Raw genomic sequence first — 26,041 nt, 5'->3', positions numbered from 1 at the left:
GTGGTGGCTGCGCCGGGACCCTGCTTGTGCCGCGCCCGGCACCGGGGCTGTTTTCGCCCCGGTCCCGCCCCTTCACCTAAAGCGCTCGGCCGCGCGGCTTGTGGTGGGTTGCTCGCGCAGTTCCCCGCGCCCCTTTCAGGGGCGCGGGGAACTGCGCAAAACCCCAGCCACGACGGCCCCGCAGGGTTACGGGAAGGGGCGGGTAGGGGAGAAACCCGCCCCGACACCGGGTGCCGCCCCGGCCCGGGCCCCGCGCAGCGATCGACCCGGGCGCCGGGTGCCGATCCGACCCCGGCTCCGCGCAGCGGCCGACCTGGGCGCCGGGTGCCGATCCGACCCCGGCTCCGCGCAGCGGCCGACCTGGGCGCCGGGTGCCGATCCGACTCGGGCCCCGCGCAGCGGCCGACCCGGGCACCGGGTGCCGCCCCGACTCGGGCCCCGCGCAGCGGCCGACCCCCGTGCCGGGTGCCGTCGCGACTCCGCCCCGCCCCGCGCCCTAGCGGCCCGCGCCCAAGCGGCCCAGCAGCCGCTCCGCCTCCCCCACCCCCACCCCCGCCGACAGCAACGCCGTCCGCGCCGCCGCCGGCCCCGCCTCCGAAGCCGCCAGCGCGCCCTCGTTCACCGCCTCCATCAGCCCGAACAGCGTCTGCTCGTGCACATACGCCAGCGCCCCCGCCGGCACCGGCGACCGGAAGACGCCCGACTCCTGGCCCCGCCGCAGCAGCGCCACGCAGTCCTCCCGGACCGGCGTCAGTCGCTGCTTGATGCCCTCCATCGTCACGCTCCGCTGCGCCAGCGCCACCAGCAGCCGGTAGCGGTCCGCGATGTGCCACACCGCGAGCATCGCCCGCGCCAGGGCCTCCGCCGGGTCGTCCACCCCGGCCCTGCCCGCCGCGTGCGCCTCGATGACGGCCTGTGCCGCGCCGTCGACCAGGGCGGCGACCAGGGCCTCCCGGTTGGGGAAGTGGCCGTACACCGTGCGCCGTACGACCCCCGCCGCCCGCGCGATCTGGTCCATGCTCGCGTCCGGGTCCCGCAACAGCTCCGCCAGTGCGACGTCCATGATCCGTCGCCGGTTCGCGTCGGCCCTGCTGCTGGAGGCGGAGGAGGCGGAGGAGGCGGAGGAACTGGAACTGCTTGAGCTGCCCGTGGTCATGCCCCCCATTTTGCACACCACTGTGCATTGACGTAACTTGCACACGGCTGTGTAATTGCACAGCCGTGTGCAATCCAGAACGTGCAGTGAGAGGTGACCCCCGTGCCCCTGGTCGCGAACCAGCCGGTCGACGCAATGGACAAGCCCTATCCCCGGCGCTGGTGGGCCCTCCTCGTCCTCTGTCTCAGCCTCCTGATCATCGTGATGGCCAATACCGCCCTCACCGTCGCCGCCCCCGACATGACCCGGGACCTCGGCCTGAACAGCGCCGACCTCCAGTGGGTCGTCGACGGCTACACCGTTCCGTACGCCGCGCTGATGCTGCTGCTCGGCGCCATCGGCGACAAGTACAGCCGCCGCGGCGCCCTCGTGCTGGGCCTCCTCGTCTTCGGCGGCGGCTCGATCGCGGGCTCCCTCGTCGACAGCGGCGACGGCGTCATCGCCGCCCGCGCCGTCATGGGCGTCGGCGCGGCGATGATCATGCCCGCGACCCTCTCCCTCCTCGCCGCGACCTTCCCCCGCGCCGAGCGTGCCAAGGCGATCGTGATCTGGACCGCCACCGCCGGACTGGCCATCGCCGCGGGCCCCCTCGTCGCCGGAGCGCTGCTCGAACAGCACGGCTGGGCGTCGACCTTCCTCATCAACGTGCCCGTCGCCGCCCTCGCGATCATCGGCGCGTTCACCCTCGTACCGCCGTCCAGGGCGAGCAAGCACGGCCGGATCGACTACGTCGGCGGGCTGCTGTCCGTCGTCTGGGTCGCCGCGCTCATCTTCGCGATCATCGAAGGGCCGCACTTCGGCTGGGACACAAAGGCCGTCGGCGCGGCGGTCGTCGCCGGGGTCGGGCTGCTCCTGTTCGTCGTCTGGGAACTGCGCCACCCGCGCCCCGTCCTCGACGTCCGCCGCTTCCTCGACCGCGCCTTCGCCGGGTCCAACCTCGCCGTCGCGCTGTTCTTCCTCGCCGTCTTCGGCGCGTTCTACTTCCTCACCCAGCACCTGCAGTTCGTGCTCGGCTTCAACGCCCTGGAGACCGGTGTACGGATGCTGCCGCTCGCCGGTGCCGTCTTCGTCGGGTCCGCGCTGACCGGGTTCCTCACCCCGCGCCTGGGCATGCGGGTCACCGTCACGGCCGGCATGGTCGGCGGCACCGTCGCGCTCGCCCTGCTCACCCGGGTCGACGCGGCCTCGGCGTACGGAGACCTCGTCCTGCCCCTCGTCATCCTCGGCCTCGCCATCGGGCTCGCCCTCTCGCCCTGCACCGACGCCATCATGGGCGCCTTCCCGGAGAGCGAGCTCGGCGTCGGCGGCGCGGTCAACGACACCTCGCTGGAGCTCGGCGGCTCCCTCGGCATCGCCGTCCTCGGGTCGGTGCTCGCCGGTTCGTACTCCTCGCACCTCGCCGACGGAGTCAGCGGTACGAAGCTGCCCGCCGCCGCACTCGACACCGCCCAGGACTCCGTCGGCGCCGGGTACGCCGTCGCCCAGGGCATCGGCGAGAAGGCCAGGGAGCTCGCCGGACAGGCCGCCCACGCGGGCAGCCCCGAACAGGCCGCCCAGCTCAAGGGACAGGCCGAACAACTCGCCCAGGGCGCACAGGACATGGCGCACGCCGTCGGGTCCGCCTTCTCCGACGCGGTCGCCCACACCAGCCTGGTCGGCGCCGTCGTCCTGGGCGCGGGGACGCTGCTCGTCGCCCTGCTGCTGCCCCGCCGCACGGCGGCCCCGACGGCTCCGGCCGACGCGACACCCCCGCAGGCGCGGGAGGGCGCACCGGGGCGCGAGGCGGCGGACGCGCACGCCTGACGGCGGCAGAGCAGCGCGGTGCCGCGCCGCGTCCCGGGTACACGCCCCCCGAGGCGCGACCCCGCATGCGCCTCATCGTGAGGTGAAGGACATGAACCGGGAACGCCGCTGGCTGGACGCGTCCGTCCGACTCGCCGAGCTGATGCGGCCCCATGCGGAGCCGGGAGCGGAAGTCACCCTGCTCCTCCGCGAGTTCTGCCACCAGGGCGTCTCGCTGCTCGACGTCCCCGCGGTGGGCACCATGCTCGCCGAGGGGGACGGCGCGCTGCGGGTCGCCGCCGCGTCGGACAAGAACGCCGAACTCCTCGAACTCCTCGCCGCCCAGCGGCAGGAGGGCCCCTGCGTCGAGGGCTTCCGCAGGGGCGAACCCCTGCTCGCCTTCGACCTGCGGGCGCACGCCGACCGCTGGCCCGCCTTCTGCGCCCGCGCGCTGGAGTACGGCATCGACCGCACCGCCGTCCTGCCGCTGCGCCACCGGGACGCGCGGATCGGCACCTGGCAGGTCTACGGCCACGACGACCTGCCCGGGCGCGAGGAGCTGGAGATGGGCCAGCGGCTGGCGGACATCGCCGTGCTCTCCCTGGTCCAGTGCCGGCGCCTGTCCCATCTGGCCCGCTCGGCCGAGGAACTGCGCGGTGCGCTGACCAGCCGGATCGCCATCGAGCAGGCCAAGGGAATGCTGGCGGCCCAGTGGGGCGTGACCCCGGACGCCGCCTTCCAGCCGATGCGGGCCTACGCACGGGCCCGCCAGCGCACGCTGCGCGAGGTGGCCCGGGACGTCATCGAGGGCCGTCTCCGGCTGCCGCGCGGCTGACACCGGCAGCCGTGAGGGCCCGGCGGCTGACACCGGCCGCCGGGCCCCCGACCCCGCCCCGGATCGGTCAAGGAGTTTCCGGAATCTCCACTCGTACGAGTCAGATTTGGATGGGTAACCGATTCTGCTCGGGGGTCTCGCGCTTACGTTGCGTCGAGGCCATCCCAGACCCCGGTGAGTCCACAAGACGCCACCGATCGTTCTTCAAGGCACCTGGGGTGGAACATGCCCGAATCAGTCGTGGAACAGCCCGTGGAAGTGCGCCGTGCCGGCGGCGCGCTCGTCCTCGGGCTCTCCGGGGAGCTGGATCTCTACGCGGGGCTGCGCGTCGGCCCCCTCGTCGACCGGGCGCTGCGCGGGCACCCCTCCCACGTCGTCGTGGACCTGACCCGCGTCACCTTCATGGACTGCGGCGGCCTCTCCCTGCTGCTGCGGGTGCGCGGTCAAGTGGCCCGCTGGGGAGGCGAGTTCGCGGTGCACTGCCCCGAGCGGCGGGTGCTCAGGATTCTGCGGTACGTGGACCTGGAGGAGCCGCTGCGCATCATCGAGGCCCTCCCGCCGGACGGCCGCCCCCGCTGACGCGGCCCCCTCGTGGGGCAAAAGAAATACCCCGGCGCGTTGACAGCCGGGGTATTTCTCTGCGTATATTGGGCGTTTCCATGCCTGCATTTGCAAGAGGGCATGGGGAAGCGCCATGTGGACACGATAACCCAGTGGGGGAAGACTTGTCAACCGAGGAATTGTCAACCCGTGAACTGCGGCAGGAGCAGCAGTTCGTGGAGGGGCTCTACGCCCGCCTCGACGCACTCCGCGACGAGGCCGAGACCGCCGTGCGCGGCTCCTTCGCCGCGACCGGCAACGGCCGCCAGGCCCGCGTCGAGCGCGACGTCGCCGTCGTCGAGCGGTCCGCCACCCTCGCCGCCCTCAACGCCGCCGACTCCGGACTCTGCTTCGGCCGCCTCGACTTCACGCCGGAGGCCGACGGCGAGCCCGGCGCCACCCACCACATCGGCCGCATGGGCATCCGCCGCGACGACGCCGAACGCACCCCGCTGCTGGTCGACTGGCGCGCCCCCGTCGCCCGCCCCTTCTACCTGGCCACCGGCCACACCCCGATGGGCCTGCGCCGCCGCAGGCACCTCACCACCCGGGGCCGCACCGTCACCGGCCTGCACGACGAGATCCTCGACCTCGGCGACACCACGCGCACCGGACACGAGGACCCCAACGGCGACGCCGTCCTCCTCGCCGCGCTCAACGGGGCCCGCACCGGCCGCATGGCCGACATCGTGCAGACCATCCAGGCCGAGCAGGACCGCATCATCCGTGCCCCGCACCGAGGCGTCCTCGTCGTCGAGGGCGGCCCCGGCACCGGCAAGACCGCCGTCGCCCTGCACCGCGCCGCGTACCTCCTCTACGCCCACCGCGAGCAGCTCGCCCGGCGCGCCGTCCTCATCGTCGGCCCCAACCCCGCCTTCCTCTCCTACATCGGCGACGTGCTGCCCTCCCTCGGCGAGACCGGCGTCCTGCTCGCCACCCCCGCCGAGCTGTTCCCCGGCATCACCGCCACCGGCACGGACACCCCCGCGGCCGCCGCCGTCAAGGGCGGTGCCGCCATGGCGGACGTCCTGGCCCAGGTCGTACGGGACCGGCAGACCGTGCCCGACGACGTGGACGAGATCGACCACGAGCAGTGGACGCTCTCCCTGGAGCGCGCCATCGCCGAGGACGCCCGCCACCACGCCCGCGCCACCAAGCTCCCGCACAACCTCGCCCGCGCGCACTTCGGCCGGTACGTCCTGGACGCGCTCACCGAGCAGCTCGCCGACCGCATCGGCCGCGAACCCTACGAGGCCATCGCGGAGGAACTCGGCGAGGAGATCCCCGACGGCAACCTGCTCACCGCCGCCGACGTCGAGCAGCTCGGCAAGGAGGTCGCGGGCAACCCCGACGTCGTCGCCGCGATCGACGCCCTGTGGCCGGAGCTCACCCCGCAGCAGCTGATCACCGACTTCCTCCAGGACCCCGCCCACCTCCCGGACGCCGACGCCGACACGATCCGCCGCGCCCCCGGCGGCGCGTGGACCGCCGCCGACGTGGCCCTCCTCGACGAGGCCGCCGAACTCCTCGGCCAGGACGACCACGCGGCCCGCGCCGCCGCCGCCCGCGCCTACGAGGAGCGGGTCGCGTACGCCAAGGGCGTCCTCGACGTGTCGTACGGCTCGCGGACCTACGAGTTCGAGGACCTGGACGACGAGGAGTCGGAGGTGCTCGGCGCCCACGACCTGATCGACGCCGAGCGCTTCGCCGAGCGCCACGACGAGGCCGACCACCGCAGCGCCGCCGCCCGCGCCGCCGCCGACCGCACCTGGGCGTTCGGCCACATCATCGTGGACGAGGCGCAGGAGCTGTCCGCGATGACCTGGCGGCTGCTGATGCGCCGCTGTCCCACCCGCTCGATGACCCTGGTCGGCGACCCGGCGCAGGTCGGCGACGCGGCGGGCTGCGACTCCTGGAAGCAGATCCTCGACCCGTACGTCGGCGACCGCTACGAGCACACCCGCCTGGGCGTCAACTACCGCACCCCGGCCGAGATCATGGAGCTGGCCGGCTCCGTCATGCGCGGCGCGATCCCGGGCTTCCAGCCGCCCGGCTCCGTACGGTCCACGGGCCACGAACCCACCCTGGTGAGCGTCGACATCGGGGACCACCGGGCACTGGCCGAAGCCGTGGCCGAGTCCGTCGCCCGCGAACGCGCCGACGACCGGCGGCTCGCCGTCATCGCTCCGGCGGCCCTGCACGGCCTGTTCGCCGAGCACGGACAGCCCGCGGACGAGCCCCTCGACCTGACCCGCCCGGTCGTCCTGCTCGACCCCCGGCAGGCGAAGGGCCTCGAATTCGACACGGTGGTCGTCGTCGCACCGGAGCGCATCCGCACGTCCGGACCGCGCGGCGTCAACGACGTGTACGTCGCCTTCACCCGCCCCACCCGCACCCTTTGTATTGTCAGCGGCGTCAAGAACCTCAAGGAGCTTGGCACACAGCAGCATTGAGAACAGCGGCATCGGGCACAGCGGGGGCGAGCACGACATGTACGGAAACAACGGGAACGGCGGCCACAACCCCTATGCGGCACCGCCGAGCTCCCCCCGGCCCCCGTACCCGCAGCAGCCGTACCAACCCCCCTACCCGCACCCCACGATCCCGTCGCCGAACCGGACCGGTGCCGGAGCCCCGGACGCCCCCGCCGTCCTGCGCCCCCACACGGGTGCGGGCTTCGGCTGGTGGCTGAAGTGGCTGCTGCCGCCGGTGGCGGCGCACCGCTTGTGCCGGCCGTCCCGGCGCGGCCGGGTCGTGGACCCCACCACCCGCTCCGTGCAGCGGATGCGGTCCTTCGCCGGGTTCGTCGTGGTCGCCGGAATCGCTCTGGCGTACAACCTGACGTCCGTGACCGAGCGGGTCCTCCAGCCCTGGATCGTCTTCCTCCAGAACTGCGGCCTGCTGATCGTCCTGGTCCCCCTGGTGACGGGCGTCTTCATCCGCTGCGCCCGCCCCCACCTGCGGCGCCGCTACCTCAGCCGCACCCGGGGTCCGGCCGCCGCGCTGGGCGGACTGGTGGGCGGTGCACTGCTGCTGGTGCTGTGCCTCCAGCTCCAGTCGAACGTCGGGACACACCACCTGCCGCTGCTCCTGATCACCCTCTGGTGCATGATCTTCGCGTTCACGGCGCTCGCGAACTCCGTCACCAACGTCTTCCGTACCGCCGACGTCCACGACACCCTGCCGCCGCTGGTGTCCGTGGTGCTGGTCTGGTCGAACATGCTGATCGACCTGTTCACCGACACGTACGCGGACGCTCCCGAGGGCGTGGTGACGGTGCTGCTCTACGGTGGCCCCGCCACCGTCACCCTGCTCGCCCTCTGGGAACTCCGCCGTCTGCGCGTGTACTACGGGCACACCCTGCGCCGCGCCCTCGGCCGCTGAACGACCGCTCCCGTCGCGGAAGCCGCGGGCCGGCAGGTCACGCCGGCCTGAACCACACGGTCGCCAGCGGTGGCAGCGTCAGGCCGATGCTGGCCGGGCGGCCGTGGCTCGGGTGCGACTCCGGCTTCAGCGGCTCCGCGTTGTGGACGCCGCTGCCGCCGTACCCGGTCGCGTCCGTGTTCAGGACCTCCGTCCACGCCGGTACGTCGTCGGGGACGCCGATCGCGTACGCGTGCCGTACGACGGGGGAGAAGTGGGAGACCGCGAGGAGCGGGTTCCCGGCGGCGTCGTGGCGCAGGAACGCGAAGACGTTGTCCTCGGCGGCGTCGCCCGCCACCCAGGCGAAGCCCTCGGGCACGGTGTCCCGCTCCCACAGGGCCGGGGTGGCGTTGTAGACGGTGTTCAGGTCGCGCACCAGGTCGCGCACGCCCCGGTGGTCGCCCTCCGCACCGTACGACGGATCGAGCAGCCACCAGTCCGGGCCGTGCGCCTCCGACCACTCCGCGCCCTGCGCGAACTCCTGGCCCATGAAGAGGAGTTGCTTGCCGGGATGGGCCCACATGAAGCCCAGGTAGGCGCGGTGGGTGGCGCGCTGCTGCCACCAGTCGCCGGGCATCTTGCTCACCAGCGAGCGCTTGCCGTGCACGACCTCGTCGTGGGAGATGGGCAGGACGTAGTTCTCGCTGTACGCGTAGACCATCGAGAAGGTCATCTCGTGGTGGTGGTACTTGCGGTGCACCGGCTCCTTGGACGCGTAGCCCAGCGAGTCGTGCATCCAGCCCATGTTCCACTTCAGCCCGAAGCCGAGACCGCCGAAGCCGCCGGGGCCGATGTGGTGGGTGGCGCGGGTGACGCCGTCCCAGGCGGTGGACTCCTCGGCGATGGTGACCACGCCGGGGTTGCGGCGGTAGACGGTCGCGTTCATCTCCTGCAGGAAGGCGACCGCGTCGAGGTTCTCGCGGCCCCCGTGCTGGTTGGGCACCCACTGGCCCTCTTCGCGCGAGTAGTCCAGGTAGAGCATCGAGGCCACCGCGTCGACCCGTAGGCCGTCGATGTGGAACTCCTCGCACCAGTACGTGGCGTTCGCGACCAGGAAGTTGCGCACCTCGGTGCGGCCGAAGTCGAATTCGAGCGTCCCCCAGTCGGGGTGCGCGGACTTCAGCGGGTCCTCGTGCTCGTACAGCGGACGCCCGTCGAACTCGGCGAGCGCCCAGTCGTCGCGCGGGAAGTGCGCGGGCACCCAGTCCATGATCACGCCGATCCCGGCCCGGTGCAGGGCGTCCACCAGGAAGCGGAAGTCGTCCGGCGTGCCCATCCGGGAGGTCGGCGCGTAGAAACCGGTGACCTGGTAGCCCCAGGACCCGCCGAAGGGATGCTCCGCCACCGGCATCAGCTCGACATGCGTGAATCCCAAGTCGGAGACGTACGTCGGGAGTTGTTCCGCCAGCTGCCGGTACGTCAGCCCGGGCCGCCAGGACGGCAGGTGCACCTCGTACACCGACAGCGGGGCCTCGTGCACCGGGCGGGCGGCCCGGGTGGCCATCCAGGCGGAGTCCTGCCAGACGTGCCGCGAGGCGGTCACGATCGACGCGTTCGCCGGGGGCACCTCCGCGTGCCGGGCCATCGGGTCCGCGCGCATCGTGTGCGAGCCGTCGGGCCGGGTGATCTGGAACTTGTACACCGCGCCCTCGCCGACGGCGGGCAGGAACAGCTCCCACACCCCCGTCCCGCCGAGCGAACGCATCGGATACCCGGTGCCGTCCCAGTAGTTGAAGTCACCGACCACGCGCACACCGCGCGCGTTGGGCGCCCAGACGGTGAAGCGGGTGCCGGTGACGTCCTGGTGGGTCATCGGCTGCGCGCCGAGCGCCGTCCACAGCTCCTCGTGGCGGCCCTCGCCGATCAGGTGCAGGTCGAGGTCGCCGAGCGCGGGCAGGAAACGGTACGGGTCCTCCACCTCGATCTCGTTGTCGTCGTACGTCACCAGGAGCCGGTACGCGGGAACCTCCGGCACCGGCAGCACCCCGGAGAACAGCCCGTCGCCCTCGTCCAGCAGCGGGACGCGCAGCCCGGGCGCGACGACGGCGACCGCCCGCGCGTACGGACGCAGCGCCCGGAAGGCGACCCCGCCCGGAACGGGGTGCGCGCCGAGCAGCTCGTGCGGGGCGTGGTGCGCACCGGACAGCAGACGGCTGCGGTCGTCCTGGGAGAGGGGGAGGGCAGGCCGGACGGCCCCCGGGGGTGCGGTCTCGGGAAGTACGGGGGCGGGCGCCGCGGTGCCGGACGGGTCCGGCAGTACGGGTGCCTCGGGCTGCGGGGTCACCGGCTTCGCGGCCTTCTTGGCGGGGGCCTTCCCGGCGGCCTTCGGGGTCTTCGGGACCTTCGCGGCCTTGGCGGACTTCTCGGCCTTCGCGGCCTTCTCGGGCCCGGCGGCCTTGGCCGTCGTTGCGGGCTTCGCCTTCTTCGCCGTGCCGCTGGCCGGGCGCTTGCGGGGGGCGGGCGGTGCGGTGGTCTCCGCGAGCGATTCCGTCACCGGGTCCGGCACGGGTTCCGACCCGGGCGCGGGCAGGCGCGCGGGCGGGGCCGGGGCCTCGGTCGGGGACGAGGTGCGGCGGGGCGGCCGGGGGGTGTCCCCGCCGGAAGCGGGGGTGGGACGGGGGGTCACGGGAGTGTCCTCCTCGAAGGGGTCAACGGGGCGAAGGGGTGCGGGAGTTCAGGAGGGGTGGGCGAGTCGGCGGACGGCCGCCATCGGCACCGGCAGCCAGTCCGGCCGGTGCCGGGCCTCGTACAGGACCTCGTACACGGCCTTGTCCGTCTCGTACGCCCGCAGCAGTACGGCCTGGTCGCGCGGGTCGATGCCGGAGGCGGCGGTGTAGCCGTCCAGGTAGGCGGTGCGGCAGCGGGCGGCCCAGTCGGGGGACCAGGGTTGGTGGGAGCGGGCCGCGTAGTCGAAGGAGCGGAGCATTCCGGCGACGTCGCGGACCACCGGCTGCGGGCGTCGGCGCTCGGTGAGGGGCTTCGCGGGCTCGCCCTCGAAGTCGATCACCGTCCACGCGCCGTCCCCGGAGCGCAGCACCTGCCCGAGGTGCAGGTCCCCGTGCACCCGCTGGGCGGTGACGACGGGCCCCGCCGCACCCAACTCCCGTACGGCGTCGAAGGCTTCGCGCAGCCCGGCGGCGTACGGAAGCAGCGCGGGAACCGCCTGCACCGTCGCCTCCAGCCGCTCCGCCATCTGCGCGGTGAGCAGCTCGGCCTGCGGGCGGCCCAGGGTGAGCGTGGGCAGCGAGGCGGCGAGGGCGAGATGGACCTCGGCGGTGGCCCGGCCCAGGGCGTGCGCCTCGCCGGTGAAGTCCCGGCCCACGGCGAGTGACTTCAGGGCGAGCTGCCAGCCGTCCTCGGCGTCGGCCAGGAAGGGCTGGAGCAGGCCGAGGGTGAACGGCTCGAAGGGGTCCTCGGGGTTCGCCCCCTCGAACCAGGCGACCGGCGCGGGCACCCGCGCACTGCCCTCCCCGGCGAGCGCGAGCGGCAGCTCCAGGTCGGGGTTGGCCCCGGCGTGGACCCGCCGGAACACCTTCAGGATGAGCGAATCGCCGTACACGAGCGAGGAGTTGGACTGCTCGGCGCCGAGCGCGCGGGGAGTCAGCCCGGCCCCCAGCTCCGCCTTGGGGGCCTTGTCGAACCGCAGCGAGCCGATCGTCCCCGGCAGCCGCAGGCGCTCCAGGAGCAGCCCGGCCAGCTTCGGGTCGGACAGGCCCTCGTACACCGTGTGCCCGGCGAGCGGCCCCTCGGCGACATGGCCGACGAGGGCGGAGGCCAGCGCGGGCGGCAGTGACCTGCGCACCCCGAGGAGCAGTTGGTAGCAGTCGGCGGGCGGCGGCGACACGGTCCCCTGCGCGGGAACGGTCGGCTGCTGGGCCCTCACGAGCAGGTGGAGCAGCCCGGGGGAGCCGGTCAGCGGCAGCAGTTCGGTCGCCGAGACCAGGGTGAAGCCCACGACGGGGCGGCCCTTGCCGGCGAACCAGCGCTGGCGGGGCAGCCAGTCGTGCAGCAGCGGGCTCAGCGAGGCGAGCAGGGCGGCCGAGGCGTGCGCCACGGGCGGTGCGACGAGTGGTGCGGAGAGCGGTGCGGTGGTGCCGTAGGTATCAGTGGTGCCGTGCGTGGCGGAAGTGCCGTGTGGAGCAGAAGAACCGTGCGAAGCAGAAGCAGAACCGGGCGTACCGGGTGTTGCTGACGAGGCGGGAGCAGCCTCCGACATGGCATCGCGTCCTTTCCCCGGGCACACCTCAGAATGCGCAGAGTGTCCCGGATTGCGGCAAAGCTGTCCGGCTGTACGGGACGTGTCGGGAGAGGAAGATCCAATGGGCGAACCGCGGCTGATCCATTCGCCGATCGGGCCGGTGGATGAACCGTGAATCGCATACGCGTATGAGAGTCAGAGTGCCCCGGGCGGGGCGGGGAAAACCGTGATCCGGCTCCCCGCCCCGGCCCGCGGGCCTCAGCGCGGCGGCTTCGGCGGGCGGACCAGCGAGGGCGTGTCCTTCCGCAGCCGGAACCAGTAGAAGCCGTGTCCCGCCAGGGTCAGCAGGTACGGCAGCTCGCCGATGGCAGGGAAGCGCACCCCGCCGATCAGCTCGACCGGGTGGCGGCCGTTGAACACCTGGAGGTCCAGCTCGGTGGGCTGGGCGAACCGCGAGAAGTTGTGCACGCACAGGACGAGGTCGTCCTTGTACTCGCGGAGGAAGGCGAGAACGGCGGGGTTGGAGGAGGGCAGCTCCGTGTAGGACCCCAGTCCGAAGGCAGGATTCTGCTTGCGGATCTCGATCATGCGCCGGGTCCAGTGCAGGAGCGACGACGGCGAGGTCATGGAGGCCTCGACGTTGGTCACCTGGTAACCGTAGACCGGGTCCATGATCGTCGGGAGGGAGAGCCGTCCGGGGTCGCAGGAGGAGAATCCCGCGTTCCGGTCGGGCGTCCACTGCATCGGCGTGCGGACCGCGTCGCGGTCGCCGAGCCAGATGTTGTCGCCCATGCCGATCTCGTCACCGTAATAGAGGATCGGCGAGCCGGGCAGCGACAGCAGCAGCGCGGTGAACAGCTCGATCTGGTTGCGGTCGTTGTCCAGGAGGGGGGCCAGGCGGCGGCGGATGCCGATGTTGGCGCGCATCCGCGGGTCCTTGGCGTACTCCGCGTACATGTAGTCGCGCTCTTCGTCCGTGACCATTTCGAGGGTCAGCTCGTCGTGGTTGCGCAGGAAGATGCCCCACTGGGCGCTGGAGGGGATCGCCGGGGTCTTGGCGAGGATCTCCGAGACCGGGTAGCGGGACTCGCGGCGCACGGCCATGAAGATGCGCGGCATGACGGGGAAGTGGAACGCCATGTGGCACTCGTCCCCGCCCTTCTCGAAGTCGCCGAAGTAGTCGACGACGTCCTCCGGCCACTGGTTGGCCTCCGCGAGGAGCACCGTGTCCGGGTAGGACGCGTCGATCTCCTCCCGCACCCGCTTCAGGAAGTCGTGGGTGCGCGGGAGGTTCTCGCAGTTGGTGCCCTCCTCCTGGTAGAGGTACGGGACCGCGTCGAGGCGGAAGCCGTCGATGCCCAGGTCCAGCCAGAACCGCAGCGCGGAGATGATCTCCTCCTGCACGGCCGGGTTCTCGTAGTTGAGGTCCGGCTGGTGGGAGAAGAACCGGTGCCAGTAGTACTGCTTGCGCACCGGGTCGAAGGTCCAGTTGGAGGTCTCGGTGTCGACGAAGATGATCCGGGCGTCCTGGTACTGCTTGTCGTCGTCGGCCCAGACGTAGTAGTCGCCGTACGGTCCCTCCGGATCGCTCCTGGACTGCTGGAACCACTCGTGCTGGTCGCTCGTGTGGTTCATGACGAAGTCGATGATCACGCGCATGCCGCGCTGGTGCGTGGCGTCCACGAATTCCACGAAGTCGGCGAGGTCGCCGAACTCGGGGAGCACGGCGGTGTAGTTGGAGACGTCGTAGCCGCCGTCGCGCAGTGGCGACATGAAGAACGGCGGCAGCCAGAGGCAGTCGACGCCCAGCCACTGGAGGTAGTCCAGTTTGGCGGTGATGCCCTTGAGGTCTCCTACGCCGTCGCCGTTGCTGTCCTGGAAGGAGCGGACGAGGACTTCGTAGAAGACGGCCCGCTTGAACCACTCGGGGTCGCGGTCCTTGGCGGGGGTGTCCTCGAAGGTGTCGTGGACGGGCTCGTTGAAGATCATGTGGGTGACCCTCCGGTCAGCGGGGACGGTCGCAGGGTCACGATGTGCGCGGGCAGGACGCCCGGCTCGAGGCGCACGTATGCGTCCCTGCCCCAGTGGTAGGTCTCGCCGGTGAGCTCGTCGCGCACCGGGACGACGCTGGGCCAATCGAGGCCGAGTGCCGGCATGTCCAACGAGACCGTGGCCTCCTGGGTGTGGTGAGGGTCGAGGTTCACGACCACCAGAACGGTGTTCGAGCCTCCATCACCCTCGGGTGTGTCCGTGACGGTGCTGCTGTGCGGGGAACTGCCGCGCTTCGAGTACGCGATCACCGCGTCGTTGTTCGTGGGGTGGAAGGTGATGTCCCGCAGCTGCTGGAGCGCGCGGTGGCGGCGGCGCAGCCGGTTCAGGGTGGTGATCAGGGGGGCGATCGACCGCCCTTCGCGCTCCGCGGACTCCCAGTCCCTCGGGCGCAGTTGGTACTTCTCGGAGTTCAGGTACTCCTCGCTGCCGTCCCGGATCGGGGTGTTCTCGCAGAGCTCGTAGCCCGCGTAGACACCCCAGGACGGGGACATGGTCGCCGCGAGGACGGCCCGCACCTCGAAGGCGGGGCGGCCGCCGTGCTGGAGGTAGGCGTGCAGGATGTCGGGGGTGTTCACAAAGAAGTTGGGCCGCATGTACGAGGCCGTCTCGTGCGCCAACTCCAACGCGTACTCGGTGAGTTCCTGCTTGGTGTTGCGCCAGGTGAAGTAGGTGTACGACTGCTGGAAGCCGACCGCGCCCAGGGTGCGCATCATCGCGGGGCGGGTGAACGCCTCGGCCAGGAAGATCACGTCGGGGTCGGACTCCCGGATCTCGCCGAGCACCCGCTCCCAGAAGACGACCGGCTTGGTGTGCGGGTTGTCGACGCGGAAGATCCGCACCCCGTGCGCCATCCACAGCCGCAGAATGCGCAGGGTCTCCGCGACCAGCCCGTCCATGTCCGCGTCGAAGGCGATCGGATAGATGTCCTGGTACTTCTTCGGCGGATTCTCCGCGTACGCGATCGTCCCGTCGAGGCGGTGGTGGAACCACTCCGGATGCTCGGTGACCCACGGGTGGTCCGGCGAACACTGGAGGGCGAAGTCCAGGGCCACCTCCAGGCGCAGGTCGCGGGCGGTGGCGACGAAGTGGTCGAAGTCCGCGAAGGTGCCGAGGTCCGGATGGATCGCGTCGTGCCCGCCCTCGGCCGACCCGATCGCCCAGGGGACACCGACGTCCTTCTCGGTGGCGGAGAGCGTGTTGTTGGGGCCCTTGCGGTAGGTGGTGCCGATGGGATGGACCGGCGGGAGGTAGACGACGTCGAAGCCCATCGCGGCGACGGCGGGCAGCCGCTCGGCGGCGGTGCGGAAGGTGCCGCTGACCGCCGGAACGCCACCTTCGGGTGCACGGGCGCCCTCGGAGCGCGGAAAGAGCTCGTACCAGGAACCGAAGAGCGCGCGGGGCCGTTCCACCAGCAACGGCAGCGGATCGGAAGCGGAAAGGGGCTCACGCAAGGGGAAGCGGGAGAGAGCGGTGTCGACGTCCGGGGTGAGGGCGGCGGCGAGCCGGGCGGCGGCGGGCCGCCGGGTGTCGCGCAGCGCGTCCACGGCGCTCAGGACCGCCTCGCGCCCGTCCTGCTTGGGCACGCCCCCGGCGGCCCGCTCGTACAGCTCGGCGCCCTCGGCCAGGACGAGTTCGGTGTCCTGCCCGGCCGGGATCTTGATCCCGGCGTGGTGCCGCCAGGTCGCCACCGGGTCCCCCCACGCCTCGACGACGTACGACCACAGGCCCTCGGAGCCCGGGGTCACGTCCGCGCCCCACCGGTCGGTGCCGGGGGCGAGTTCGCGCATCGGCGTCCAGGGTCCCGGCCGGCCGCTCGGATCGAGCAGGACCACATTGGCTGCCACGGCGTCATGGCCTTCGCGGAAGACGGTGGCGGAGACCTGGAACGTTTCTCCGGACACCGCCTTCGCGGGCCTGCGGCCGCGGTCGACCGCGGGGGAGACGTCGAGGACGGGGATACGACCGATCATGGGCTCACCTGGGGAGGACGGGTCTCGGAGCGGATGCTCTCGATGCGTGCGGGGGCGCGCTCTTTGTAGCCGTTCCTTGCTCGGGGTGCTCGTCTTGCGGGCTGCGGGCATGACCGCTCCTGTCAGCGTTCACTCGGCTGGCGGGGGTGCGAGGCGATCCGGGGGTCCCGGAGCGAGGCGTTCTGGTGTTCTCTTCATCGGGTACCGGGGGAGGCTTCCCTTACACGGGTGGGCGTCAATCCGGCCGTTTGTTAACTACTGGCGCGTAATGGCGCACGGTGGGTGTGACGTGGCGAAAAGCAAAGGGGCCCCGCCGTTCGCGACGGGACCCGTTTGCCCAACCTTCAGTCACATATGGCCAGTTGTTGACGCTCGCCTACGGGTTGTTCACCTGGAGGAGCCGGTTCGGGGTGCCCGGCCCCGGGTCCTTCACCTTCCCCTTCACGGCGCGGTCCGTGAGCGCCCTGCCGACCTCGGCGGGGGAGGCCCCCGGGTGGTCGGCGAGGTAGAGCGCCGCCGCGCCCGTGGCGTGCGGGGCGGCCATCGACGTACCGGAGGAGACACCCGTGGCGGTGTCGCTGCCGCTCAGGGCGGAGACGATGTCGACGCCGGGGGCGAACAGGTCCACCCTCGGCCCCCAGTTGGAGAACTCGGCCCGCCGGTCCCCGGCGTCGGTGGCTCCCACCGTGATGCCCTCGGCGACCCGTCCCGGGGAGAACAGACCCGCGGGCAGGCTGTCGTTCCCCGCCGCGAGGACAAAGGTCACCCCGGACCTGATCGCGTTGCGGACGGCCGCGTCGAGCTGGAGGTTGGCCACGCCGCCCAGGCTCATGTTGGCCACGGCGGGCTTCTTGGCGTTCTTGGCCACCCAGTCGATACCGGCGATCACCGACGCGGTGGTCCCGCCCCCCTCCCCGTCCAGCACCCGTACGCCCACCACTTCCGCCTTCTTCGCCACGCCGTACGTCTCACCGACGGCGGTCCCGGCGACGTGCGTGCCGTGGCCGTTGGCGTCCTGGGCGACGGGGTCGTTCTCCACGAAGTCCCACCCGCTGGAGGCCCGGCCGCCGAAGTCCTGGTGGGTGGTGCGCAGCCCGGAGTCGATGACGTACACATGGACGCCCGCACCGGCACTCTCGGGCCAGGTGTACGACCTGTCGAGCGGAAGGTTGTCCTGGTCGATCCGGTCCAGCCCCCAGGACGGCGGATTCTTCTGGGTGTGCTGGAGCGAGACAGTGGTGTCCTGGGCGACCGACGCCACCTTCGGATCGGCCGCAAGCCGCTTCGCCTGCGCCGAACTCGCCCTCACCGCATACCCATTGAGTGCACGACTGTACGTATGGCGGATTTTCGCCCCGTACTTCGCGGCGATCTCCCGCCCGGCGTCGGACGGGGCCGCGACGCCCCCCGCCCCCGACGTGAGCGTGACGATGTAGCTGTTCCCCACGGAACCGGCGGCCCCGGCCCCGAGTATGCGCCCCTCCGCCGCAGGGGCGGCGGCCTGGGCGGGCAGCGTGATGGCCGAAAGTCCCGCCGCCAGGGTGACGGCGGTACAGGCTCCGGCCAGCCGCATGCGGTACTGACGAATACGAGTCATGTGCGAGGCTCCCCCTCCTCAACCGGGCGCTCCGGAGACGGCATCCACCCCGAGCGCACTTGTCAGCCTCTCGTGCGGTGTGAACCGGTACAAGGGTCCCGGAGCAGGCGGAATCGGCCATACCTCGCATGCGTATGGGTGCCTGCTGTCGCCGCTCCAGGAGGCGCCCCTTCAGGGGCGCGGGGCTGTGCCGATGTGCGGCTCCGCCGCGCGGGCGCGACGACCTGCATCAGCGCCCCGTCAGGGGCGCGGGGAACTGCGCGAGCAACCCCCCACCCACCCGCACGGACCCACCCATCAGCCCCGCGGGTTTAGGTGAAGGGGCGGGGCTGGGGCGAAACCCGGGGGTCCGGGGGCAGCGCCCCCGGCAGGAACAGCAACCACGAACCGGCCCGCACCCAAACACTCCTGCCCGCCCCGAGTGCCCCGTGGAGCCCACCACCCCACGGGGCTTACCGTCGAAGGGAAAGGCGGACGCGCATCGTGGCGCGCCCGCCCGGAAACCGCACCCCCTGCGAAGGTGGTCCCGTGAAGGCAATCCGTCGGTTCACCGTGCGTCCCGTCCTCCCCGATTCCCTCCGCCCCCTCAGCGATCTCGCCCGCAATCTCCGCTGGTCCTGGCATACCGAGACCCGGGAGCTGTTCCAGTCCATCGACCCGGACGGCTGGCACGCCTGTGGCGAGGACCCGGTACGGCTGCTGGGGACCGTCTCCGCCGAGCGCCTCGCCGCCCTCGCCCAGGACCGCCGCTTCCTGCGTCGACTCCAGGCCGTCGCCGACGACCTCTCCGACTACCTGAACGGCCGCCGCTGGTACCAAAGCCAGGAAGGGGCCGAACTCCCCGCCGCCATCGCCTACTTCTCCCCGGAGTTCGGCGTCACCGCCGCCCTCCCGCAGTACTCCGGCGGCCTCGGCATCCTCGCCGGCGACCACCTCAAGGCGGCCAGCGACCTCGGCGTACCGCTCATCGGCGTCGGCCTCCTCTACCGGCACGGTTACTTCCGCCAGTCGCTCTCCCGCGACGGCTGGCAGCAGGAGCACTACCCGGTCCTCGACCCCAACGAGCTCCCCGTCGCCCTCCTCCGCGAGGCCGACGGCACCCCCTGCCGGATCTCCCTCGCCCTCCCCGGCGGCCGCTCCCTGCACGCCAACATCTGGCAGGCCCACGTCGGCCGCGTCCCCCTCCTCATGCTCGACTCCGACGTCGAGGAGAACGGCCCCGGCGAGCGCGACGTCACCGACCGCCTCTACGGCGGCGGCAGCGAACACCGCCTGCTCCAGGAGATGCTGCTCGGCATCGGCGGAGTCCGCGCGGTCCGCTCGTACTGTCGCCTGACCGCCCACCCCACCCCCGAGGTCTTCCACACCAACGAGGGCCACGCGGGCTTCCTCGGCCTGGAACGCATCCGTGAACTCGGCAACCAGGGGCTGGACTTCGACTCCGCCCTGGAATCCGTCCGCGCGGGCACCCTCTTCACCACCCACACCCCCGTCCCCGCCGGAATCGACCGCTTCGACCGCGAACTCGTCGCCCGCCACTTCGGCCACGACGGCGAACTCCCCGGCGTCGACGTCGAACGCATCCTCCACCTCGGCATGGAGACCTACCCCGGCGGCGAACCCAATCTCTTCAACATGGCCGTGATGGGCCTGCGCCTGGCCCAGCGCGCCAACGGCGTCTCCACCCTGCACGGCTCGGTCAGCCGGGGCATGTTCGCCGGGCTCTGGCCGGGCTTCGACCCCGACGAGGTCCCGATCACCTCCGTCACCAACGGCGTGCACGCCCCCACCTGGGTCGCCCCCGAAGTCGTCCGCCTCGGCGCCCAGCAGATCGGCGCGGGCCGCACCGAGGACGCCCTGTCCGTCGGCGGCTCCCCGCGCTGGGACGCCGTCGCGGAGATCGGTGACGCCGAAATCTGGGACCTGCGCCGCACCCTGCGCGAGAACCTGGTCCACGAGGTACGCAACCGGCTGCGCGCCTCCTGGCTCCAGCGCGGCGCCGTCGACGCCGAACTGGGCTGGATCGACGGGGTGCTGGACCCCGACGTCCTCACCATCGGATTCGCCCGCCGCGTCCCCTCGTACAAGCGCCTCACCCTCATGCTGCGCGACCGCGACCGGCTGATGGAACTGCTCCTGCACCCCGAGCGCCCCATCCAGATCGTCGTCGCGGGCAAGGCGCACCCCGCCGACGACGGCGGCAAACGCCTGGTCCAGGAGCTGGTGCGGTTCGCCGACGACCCCCGGGTGCGGCACCGCATCGTCTTCCTCCCCGACTACGGCATGCGCATGGCGCAGAAGCTCTACCCGGGCTGCGACGTCTGGCTCAACAACCCGCTGCGCCCCCTGGAGGCCTGCGGGACCAGCGGTATGAAGGCCGCCCTCAACGGCTGTCTCAACCTCTCCGTCCTGGACGGCTGGTGGGACGAGTGGTTCGAGCCGGACTTCGGCTGGGCGATCCCCACCGCCGACGGCGCGGCCGCCGACGAGGACCGCCGCGACGACCTGGAAGCCAACGCCCTGTACGAGCTGATCGAGCAGCGCGTCGCCCCCCGCTTCTACGAGAAGGGGCGCGGCCAGCTCCCCGACCGCTGGATCCAGATGGTCCGCCAGACCCTCGTCACCCTCGGCCCGAAGGTGCTCGCCGGGCGGATGGTGCGGGAGTACGTGGAGCGGCTGTACGCACCGGCCGCGCTCGCCCACCGGGCCCTCGACCCCACCGCCGCACGGGAGTTGGCGGCGTGGAAGTCGCGGGTGCGGGCGGCCTGGCCGTCGGTCGCCGTCGACCATGTGGAGGCGGTCGCCGCCACCGCCGTCAACGGCACGGCCGAGCTGGGCTCCACCCTCTCCCTGCGGGTACGCACCGGGCTCGGCGATCTCGGGCCCGAGGACGTCGAGGTGCAGGCGGTCGCGGGCCGGGTCGACTCCGAGGACCGGATCACCGGCGCACAGACCTTCCCGCTGAAGCCCGCCTCCGGGCCGGACCTGGAGGGCCGGTGGACCTACGAGGGCCCGCTCGCCCTCGACCGGACGGGCCCGTACGGCTACACGGTCCGGGTCCTGCCCGCCCACCGGCTGCTGGCGAGCGGGGCGGACCTGGGGCTGGTGGCACTGCCGACGGAGGCGACGGGGGAGGGGGCCGGGGTGCTCATGCGGTAGCTAGCGCCGCTCCTCGTTAGGCACGTCGTCGACCAGTGCCTTCGACGTCAGGACGGCGTTCGTGAAGCACAGCCGGTAGACGGGAGTCATCTCGAACCGGTCCGTGCGGAAGTACGTGCAGGCGTCGGTCCCGGCGGGCTCGGGGCCGATGCCTGCGGGCGGGCCGTCCAGCGGGTGGTCCGGGAGGCGTTCCGCCAGGGCCGCCCGCCGCTCGCCGAGGTGGACGCCGTCGAACTGGTCCCGGGTGAGGACCGACCGCGACGCCCCGTACTCCTGGTACGCCAGCATCAGCGTCCCGATGACGCAGACCACCGCCGCCGGAGCCACGATCGCCTGCACGAGCCCCCGCCGCACCTTGAGCCGCGCCCGGTTCAACTCCCGCGCCGCGACAGGTGCTTGCGGCGGGCGCGGCACCGGGGTCCCGGCCAGCGGCAGCCGGGCGGCGACCGTGAAGCCGCTGTCGGGGGTGGGGCCGTGGGTGAGGGTGCCGCCCGCGAGGCGCACGCGTTCGTCCAGGCCGACCAGACCGGTGCCGCCGGACGCGAGGCCGGGGGAGGGGGCGCCGCCGGGCGGGGCGGGGTGAGTGACGGTCACCGACAGGGCCCGCGCCCGGGGATCCCGTACGATCCGCATCCGTACCGGAGCACCCGGCGCGTGCTTGGTGGCGTTCGTCAGGGCCTCCTGGGCGACCCGGTGGACGGCCCGCGCGACCATGTCGGGGACCTCCAACTCCGGCCCCTCCTCAGCGAGTTCCACCGTGATCCCGGACGCCCGCGCCCGCTCGGCCAGTTCGGCGGGGGTCTCGTCGGCCGGTGTCGTCGGCGCGCCCTCGCCGTCCTCGCGCAGGACGCCCACGATGTCGCGCAGCCGGGCGGTGGCGTCGGCGGCGGCCAGGCGCAGTTCACCGGCGGCGCGCTGCTCGGCGGGCGGGAGGCTGCGGTTGACCTCCAGGGCGGCGGCCCGTACCGCGATGAGGGAGAGGTCGTGGCCGAGCGAGTCGTGCATGTCCCCGGCGATGCGGGAGCGCTCGCGCAGCCGCTCCCGGTCGGCGACCGCCCGCTGCTCGCGTTCCATCCGGTCGGCCAACTCCCAGCCGTTGGCCACCAGTTGGGCGTAGCGGCGAACGTACCGGCCGATCAGCCACGGCACCACCACCTGGAGCAGCAGTGAGGTCAGCTGGGCGAACCAGATCCACAGCTTGTCGTCGTACGTCAGGCTCAGCGCGAGCCCCGCCACCGCGTACCCGGCGAAGAGCAGCACCGCGGGCCGCGCCCGGGCGTCGCGGCGGCCCGCGAGGAAGGCGAACCCGCACATCGCGACGGTGTACGCCTGGGTGAACAGCTCCGGACTGTCGAAGGCGCTGCACACCACCGCCACCGTCAGCGAGACCAGCGGCGCGACGCGGCACACCAGGACGGCGACGGCGAGCGCGACCAGGCCCGCGGCCAGTCCGGGCCAGGAGTCGCCGTCGTTCGGGTCCGACTTCATCGTGGCGAAGAAGCCGAGACCGGCCCACAGGGCGAGGTCGAGGAGCAGGTCGCGGCGGGTGGCCCGGCGCAGGGCGGCTGTGACACGCATACGGGGAAACGTATGCGGGGCCGCCGGGGGAGACGCAAGTGGTGCCCGGGACCGCCGACGGTCCCGGGCACCACTCAGAGCTCGTTCGTCTGCCGGACGTCAGCCGGTCAGAAGGTGAGCTTCCAGCTGTTGATGTAGCCGACGTCCGCGCCCGCCTTGTCCTGGACGCGGAGCTTCCAGGTGCCGTTGGCGACCTCGGAGGAGGCGTTCACCGTGTAGGACTTCACGATGTTGTCCGCACTGCCGCCCGCACGGTTGTGCAGGTTGTACACCGAGCCGTCGGGGGCGACCAGGTCGACCACGAGGTCACCGATGTAGGTGTGGACGATGTTCACGTCGACCTTGAGGGCCGCCGGGGCGTTGCCGGTGACACCGGTGACAGTGATCGGGGAGGTCACCGCGGCGCCGTTGTCCGGGACGGACACGTCGGCGGTGTTCTCGAAGACCTTGCCGCCCGGGGTGCCGCCGCCCGGACGGGGACCGACGTTGATGCCGGCCCAGGCGTTCTCGACGCCCTTGACCTCGGGGCTGTCGGCTCCGTAGAGCTCGGTCGCCGCGGCCACCGTGCCGACGCGGGCGTTGGCGTAGTTGGTGTTCGCGGTGAACTTGGTGGTCAGCGCGCGGAACCAGATCTTCTCGGCCTTGTCGCGGCCGATGCCGACGACCGGCAGACCGTCGGAGGTCGGCGAGTCGTACGAGGTCCCGTTGACGACCTTCGCGCCGCTGCCCTCGGACAGCAGGTAGAAGAAGTGGTTCGCCGGACCCGACGAGTAGTGGACGTCGATGTTGCCGATGCCCGAGTACCAGGCGTCCTTCGACGCCCCGTCCTTGGACGGCTTGTCCATGTAGCGCAGCGGCGTGCCGTTGCCGTTGATGTCGATCTTCTCGCCGACCAGGTAGTCGCCCTTGTCCTGGGCGTTGTTGGCGTTGAACTCGACGGCCGCCGCGAAGATGTCGGAGGTCGCCTCGTTCAGGCCGCCGGACTCGCCGGAGTAGACCAGCTTGGCGGTCACGGAGGTGACGCCGTGCGTCATCTCGTGCGCGGCCACGTCGATCGAGGTCAGCGGCTTGTTGTTGCCCTGGCCGTCGCCGTACGTCATGCAGAAGCAGGAGTCCTGCCAGAAGGCGTTGACGTACGCGTTGCCGTAGTGGACGCGGGAGTACGCGCCGACGCCGTCACCGCGGATGCCGGTGCGGCCGTGCACGTTCTTGTAGTAGTCCCACGTGAGCTGCGCGCCGTACGCGGCGTCCGCGCCCGCGGTCTCGCGGTTCGACGGCAGGCCGTTGCCCCACGTGTCGTCCGGACCCGAGAAGAGGGTGCCGGTGCCCGACGAACCACCGTTGAGGTCGTACGTCTTGTGGTTGCCGCGCCCGGCGTCGGTCAGGTTGTACGTCGAGCCCGACTGCACGGAACCGACGGTGACCTGGCCGCTGTACTGGGTGTTGCCGACGCCGTTCTCGACGGCCTGCCACTCGTGCAGCTTCGCACCCGTGGCGGCGTCGGTGACGACGTGCAGCTCGTTGGGGGTGCCGTCGTGCTGGAAGCCGCCGACGACGGTCTCGAACGCGAGGACCGGCGCGCCGGAGCCCATCCACACCACCTGGCGCGGGGCGATCGACGCCTTCGTCTTGTCGGAGCCCTCCGCCTTCGCGAGGCCGAGTGCCTGCTTCTCGGCGGACGCGGCGGCGATCTTCGGGGTCGCGGCGATGCCCTGGAGCTTCGCCGTGGTGGAGCGGGAGACGCCCTGGGTGGCGGCCGCCTTGTCCTTCTTGACGACCAGGTCGCCGCCGAGGACGGGGAGCCCGTCGTAGGTGCGCTCGTAGCGGGTGTGCGTCGTGCCGTCCAGGTCCTGGAGCACGTCGCGGACGACGAGCGCCTCCTTGGCGCCGAGGCCGAGCTCCTTGGCGGTGGCCGCCTTGGTCTCGTTGGCCTTGGCGATCAGGGCAGCGCGCTGCGCCGGGGTGAGCTTGGCGAGCTGGGCCCCGGGGTTGGGCTTGGCGGCGGCGGGGGCGGCCTGCGCGTTGTCGGCGCTGGCGGAACCCGTCTGCATGCCGACGAGGAGGGCTGCGGCGGCGAGCAGTGCGCCAGTGGCCGTGGCGCGCTTGCGGTGCGTGGATCTCACGCGGACTCCTTCTGCGAGGGGGGTACCGGACGGCTGGGTGAGGCCGGCCGGGCAGTGCGTGCAGAGCAGGCAGAGCAGTGGTGCGCGTGGAGCTCGAAGTGTGGTGCGTGGTGCGGCAGCGCCGTGTGGTGCAGCGGGGCTGCGTGGTCCACCGGTGCTGCGTGGAACGTCGGAAGAGTGGCAGCCGGATCGGGTCCGTGTCAGGACCGCGTCAACAACTTGGCCGGAAGCGGTCCGTTGCCCGCAAGGTCATGTTCGGTATCCGGATCGTTTGCCTGTGCGTAAGGAACGCGTGAGGACGCGTGTGTACGGAAGGGCTTCGCGCGCCCGGTGCGCTGCCATCGCAAACGGTGCGGAGGCGCGGTGCGGAATCCGGCTCGCGGAAGGGGTGCCTCCACGCGGCGGTCGCTAATCCCCCGCATGGCCGAAAACTTGTGCCCAGTGAGGCCAAATATGTTGCAGGGGTGTGAAGTTGAACGTGCGTCACGACCATACCCGGGGTGTTGTGAGGGTTGTGCGCAGGGGTGCTCCCGCCGGAGTCCGCAGTGGTGCGCCCCCGTTGGCTCAGGCGCATAGCGGGTACCCGGAGCGAGCCGCCCTCGCTGGGGCCCTCGCTAAGGAGTGACGTGTGATGGACGAACAACCCCGTACGGGTACCGGGGGAGAGGCCCCGGTCGGTGAACTGGTGCAGCGTGCCTCGCAGCAGCTGACCGAACTGGTGCGGGCCGAGATGCGGCTGGCGCAGGCGGAGATGAAGGCCAAGGGCAGGCGGTACGGCAAGGGCGGAGGCCTCTTCGGGGGCGCCGGACTGGTCGGCTTCCTGACCCTCCAGGCCCTGTTCGCCACCGCGATCGCGGGCCTCGCCGTGCCCCTGCCGGTCTGGGCCGCGGCCCTGATCGTCACCGCCGTGCTCGGCGTGATCGCCGCGGTGCTGGCGATGCGGGGGAAGAAGGAGGTCGGCCGGGCGGGCTCCCCGACACCGGAGCAGGCCATCGACAGCGTGAAGGCCGATGTGGCCGAGATCAAGGAGAGTGCCAAGCGATGACGCAGCCACCCCACGACGAGCCCACCGCGGAGACCCCCGAGGAACTCCGCGCACAGATCGAACAGACCCGCCACGAACTGGGCGACACGGTGCAGGCCCTGGCCGACAAGGCGGACGTGAAGTCCCGCGCGCAGGACAAGGCGCATGAGCTGCGGGAGCAGGGGGCGGCGAAGGCTGCCGAGCTGAAGGGGCAGGGCGCGGCGAAGGCCGCCGAGTTGGCGGAGCAGGTCAAGGTCACGGCCTCCCATGCGGAGGAGGTCTGGCAGGCCAAGGCTCCCGCGCCGGTGCGCGACTACCGGATCGCGCTGGCGGCGGTGGGGGCGGGCCTGGTGACGGTGGCCCTCCTCCTGCGCCGGAGGCGCCGCTGAGTCGCCTGGCGGCTGGCTGTGCGGGGTGAGGGGGCTTGCGCCTGCGGCCGTGCTGCGGGGCTCTGCGGGTCCCGACCCTCCCCAGCCTCCTTGGGCTGCGGGGCCGCCCTGCCTCCTCTCCCTAGCCCCCTTGGGCGGCGGGGCCGCCCCCCGGG

Annotated in this window: 16 protein-coding genes; 8 read left to right on the top strand and 8 right to left on the bottom strand. The window is 72.1% G+C overall.

Annotated features, from left to right (window positions below):
- Positions 1-496: 496 nt before the first annotated feature.
- The gene (locus ACIO3O_RS38260; RefSeq protein WP_401754058.1) at positions 497-1,156 is read right to left on the bottom strand and encodes a TetR/AcrR family transcriptional regulator; all 660 of its coding nucleotides are present in this window, start codon (positions 1,154-1,156) and stop codon (positions 497-499) included.
- Between the two features lie 135 nt (positions 1,157-1,291).
- On the opposite strand from ACIO3O_RS38260, the gene ACIO3O_RS38255 reads away from it, so the two are divergent.
- The 5 genes from ACIO3O_RS38255 to ACIO3O_RS38235 all read left to right on the top strand — a co-directional run bounded on the left by ACIO3O_RS38255 (position 1,292) and on the right by ACIO3O_RS38235 (position 7,757).
- Positions 1,292-2,959 (top strand): MFS transporter, encoded by a 1,668-nt coding sequence (locus tag ACIO3O_RS38255; RefSeq protein ID WP_401754196.1) that lies wholly within the window; start codon positions 1,292-1,294, stop codon positions 2,957-2,959.
- Between the two features lie 91 nt (positions 2,960-3,050).
- A complete protein-coding gene (locus ACIO3O_RS38250) occupies positions 3,051-3,773 on the top strand; it encodes an ANTAR domain-containing protein (protein WP_401754056.1) in 723 nt (240 codons plus the stop codon).
- 225 nt (positions 3,774-3,998) lie between these two features.
- Positions 3,999-4,352: an STAS domain-containing protein gene (locus ACIO3O_RS38245; RefSeq protein ID WP_401754053.1), complete on the top strand. Its 354-nt coding sequence runs from the start codon at positions 3,999-4,001 to the stop codon at positions 4,350-4,352.
- 176 nt (positions 4,353-4,528) lie between these two features.
- On the top strand, positions 4,529-6,826 hold the full coding sequence (locus tag ACIO3O_RS38240; RefSeq protein WP_401754193.1) for a HelD family protein: 2,298 nt from the start codon (positions 4,529-4,531) through the stop codon (positions 6,824-6,826).
- Positions 6,807-7,757 (top strand): hypothetical protein, encoded by a 951-nt coding sequence (locus tag ACIO3O_RS38235; protein WP_401754050.1) that lies wholly within the window; start codon positions 6,807-6,809, stop codon positions 7,755-7,757. Before ACIO3O_RS38240 ends, ACIO3O_RS38235 begins: the two co-directional genes overlap by 20 nt.
- 37 nt (positions 7,758-7,794) lie before the next feature.
- Here ACIO3O_RS38235 and glgB read toward each other — a convergent pair whose 3' ends face one another.
- The 5 genes from glgB to ACIO3O_RS38210 all read right to left on the bottom strand — a co-directional run bounded on the left by glgB (position 7,795) and on the right by ACIO3O_RS38210 (position 17,613).
- A complete protein-coding gene (gene glgB, locus ACIO3O_RS38230; protein ID WP_401754047.1) occupies positions 7,795-10,422 on the bottom strand; it encodes a 1,4-alpha-glucan branching enzyme in 2,628 nt (875 codons plus the stop codon).
- A 48-nt stretch (positions 10,423-10,470) separates the two neighbouring features.
- The gene (locus ACIO3O_RS38225; protein ID WP_401754044.1) at positions 10,471-11,850 is read right to left on the bottom strand and encodes a maltokinase; all 1,380 of its coding nucleotides are present in this window, start codon (positions 11,848-11,850) and stop codon (positions 10,471-10,473) included.
- Between the two features lie 402 nt (positions 11,851-12,252).
- Positions 12,253-13,983 (bottom strand): maltose alpha-D-glucosyltransferase, encoded by a 1,731-nt coding sequence (treS, locus tag ACIO3O_RS38220; RefSeq protein WP_401754041.1) that lies wholly within the window; start codon positions 13,981-13,983, stop codon positions 12,253-12,255.
- A complete protein-coding gene (locus ACIO3O_RS38215) occupies positions 13,980-16,016 on the bottom strand; it encodes an alpha-1,4-glucan--maltose-1-phosphate maltosyltransferase (protein ID WP_401754038.1) in 2,037 nt (678 codons plus the stop codon). Before ACIO3O_RS38215 ends, treS begins: the two co-directional genes overlap by 4 nt.
- A 376-nt stretch (positions 16,017-16,392) precedes the next feature.
- Positions 16,393-17,613 (bottom strand): S8 family peptidase, encoded by a 1,221-nt coding sequence (locus tag ACIO3O_RS38210; RefSeq protein WP_401754035.1) that lies wholly within the window; start codon positions 17,611-17,613, stop codon positions 16,393-16,395.
- A gap of 528 nt (positions 17,614-18,141) precedes the next feature.
- Between ACIO3O_RS38210 and glgP the strand changes: the two genes are divergently transcribed.
- Positions 18,142-20,772: an alpha-glucan family phosphorylase gene (gene glgP, locus ACIO3O_RS38205; RefSeq protein WP_401754032.1), complete on the top strand. Its 2,631-nt coding sequence runs from the start codon at positions 18,142-18,144 to the stop codon at positions 20,770-20,772.
- Here the strand turns inward: glgP and ACIO3O_RS38200 are convergent, their stop codons facing one another.
- Entirely contained in the window at positions 20,773-22,350 is a 1,578-nt protein-coding gene (locus ACIO3O_RS38200; RefSeq protein ID WP_401754029.1) for a sensor histidine kinase, read from the bottom strand.
- Positions 22,351-22,457: 107 nt separating this feature from the next.
- Positions 22,458-24,473 (bottom strand): M4 family metallopeptidase, encoded by a 2,016-nt coding sequence (locus ACIO3O_RS38195; protein WP_401754026.1) that lies wholly within the window; start codon positions 24,471-24,473, stop codon positions 22,458-22,460.
- A gap of 631 nt (positions 24,474-25,104) precedes the next feature.
- Between ACIO3O_RS38195 and ACIO3O_RS38190 the strand changes: the two genes are divergently transcribed.
- Together ACIO3O_RS38190 and ACIO3O_RS38185 are read left to right on the top strand one after the other, a co-directional pair.
- Positions 25,105-25,518 carry a phage holin family protein gene (locus ACIO3O_RS38190; protein ID WP_401754024.1) on the top strand — a complete coding sequence of 138 codons (414 nt, stop codon included), beginning with the start codon at positions 25,105-25,107 and terminating at the stop codon, positions 25,516-25,518.
- The gene (locus ACIO3O_RS38185; RefSeq protein ID WP_401754021.1) at positions 25,515-25,886 is read left to right on the top strand and encodes a DUF3618 domain-containing protein; all 372 of its coding nucleotides are present in this window, start codon (positions 25,515-25,517) and stop codon (positions 25,884-25,886) included. The genes ACIO3O_RS38190 and ACIO3O_RS38185 overlap by 4 nt, the downstream gene beginning before the upstream one ends.
- Positions 25,887-26,041 lie beyond the last annotated feature (155 nt).

The organism is Streptomyces sp. NPDC087440, from assembly GCF_044744005.1.
In the GTDB taxonomy this organism is placed as follows: domain Bacteria; phylum Actinomycetota; class Actinomycetes; order Streptomycetales; family Streptomycetaceae; genus Streptomyces.
This window is presented reverse-complemented; position numbering and strand designations above follow the sequence as displayed.

Bases quoted from the DNA above. Each gene is read 5' to 3' on its own strand.
- ACIO3O_RS38255 (WP_401754196.1), top strand. From the start codon at position 1,292: ATGGACAAGCCCTATCCCCGGCGCTGGTGGGCCCTCCTCGTCCTCTGT.
- ACIO3O_RS38200 (WP_401754029.1), bottom strand. From the start codon at position 22,350: ATGCGTGTCACAGCCGCCCTGCGCCGGGCCACCCGCCGCGACCTGCTC.
- ACIO3O_RS38185 (WP_401754021.1), top strand. From the start codon at position 25,515: ATGACGCAGCCACCCCACGACGAGCCCACCGCGGAGACCCCCGAGGAA.
- ACIO3O_RS38210 (WP_401754035.1), bottom strand. From the start codon at position 17,613: ATGACTCGTATTCGTCAGTACCGCATGCGGCTGGCCGGAGCCTGTACC.
- ACIO3O_RS38260 (WP_401754058.1), bottom strand. From the start codon at position 1,156: ATGACCACGGGCAGCTCAAGCAGTTCCAGTTCCTCCGCCTCCTCCGCC.
- ACIO3O_RS38190 (WP_401754024.1), top strand. From the start codon at position 25,105: ATGGACGAACAACCCCGTACGGGTACCGGGGGAGAGGCCCCGGTCGGT.
- ACIO3O_RS38245 (WP_401754053.1), top strand. From the start codon at position 3,999: ATGCCCGAATCAGTCGTGGAACAGCCCGTGGAAGTGCGCCGTGCCGGC.
- treS (WP_401754041.1), bottom strand. From the start codon at position 13,983: ATGATCTTCAACGAGCCCGTCCACGACACCTTCGAGGACACCCCCGCC.
- ACIO3O_RS38215 (WP_401754038.1), bottom strand. From the start codon at position 16,016: ATGATCGGTCGTATCCCCGTCCTCGACGTCTCCCCCGCGGTCGACCGC.
- ACIO3O_RS38250 (WP_401754056.1), top strand. From the start codon at position 3,051: ATGAACCGGGAACGCCGCTGGCTGGACGCGTCCGTCCGACTCGCCGAG.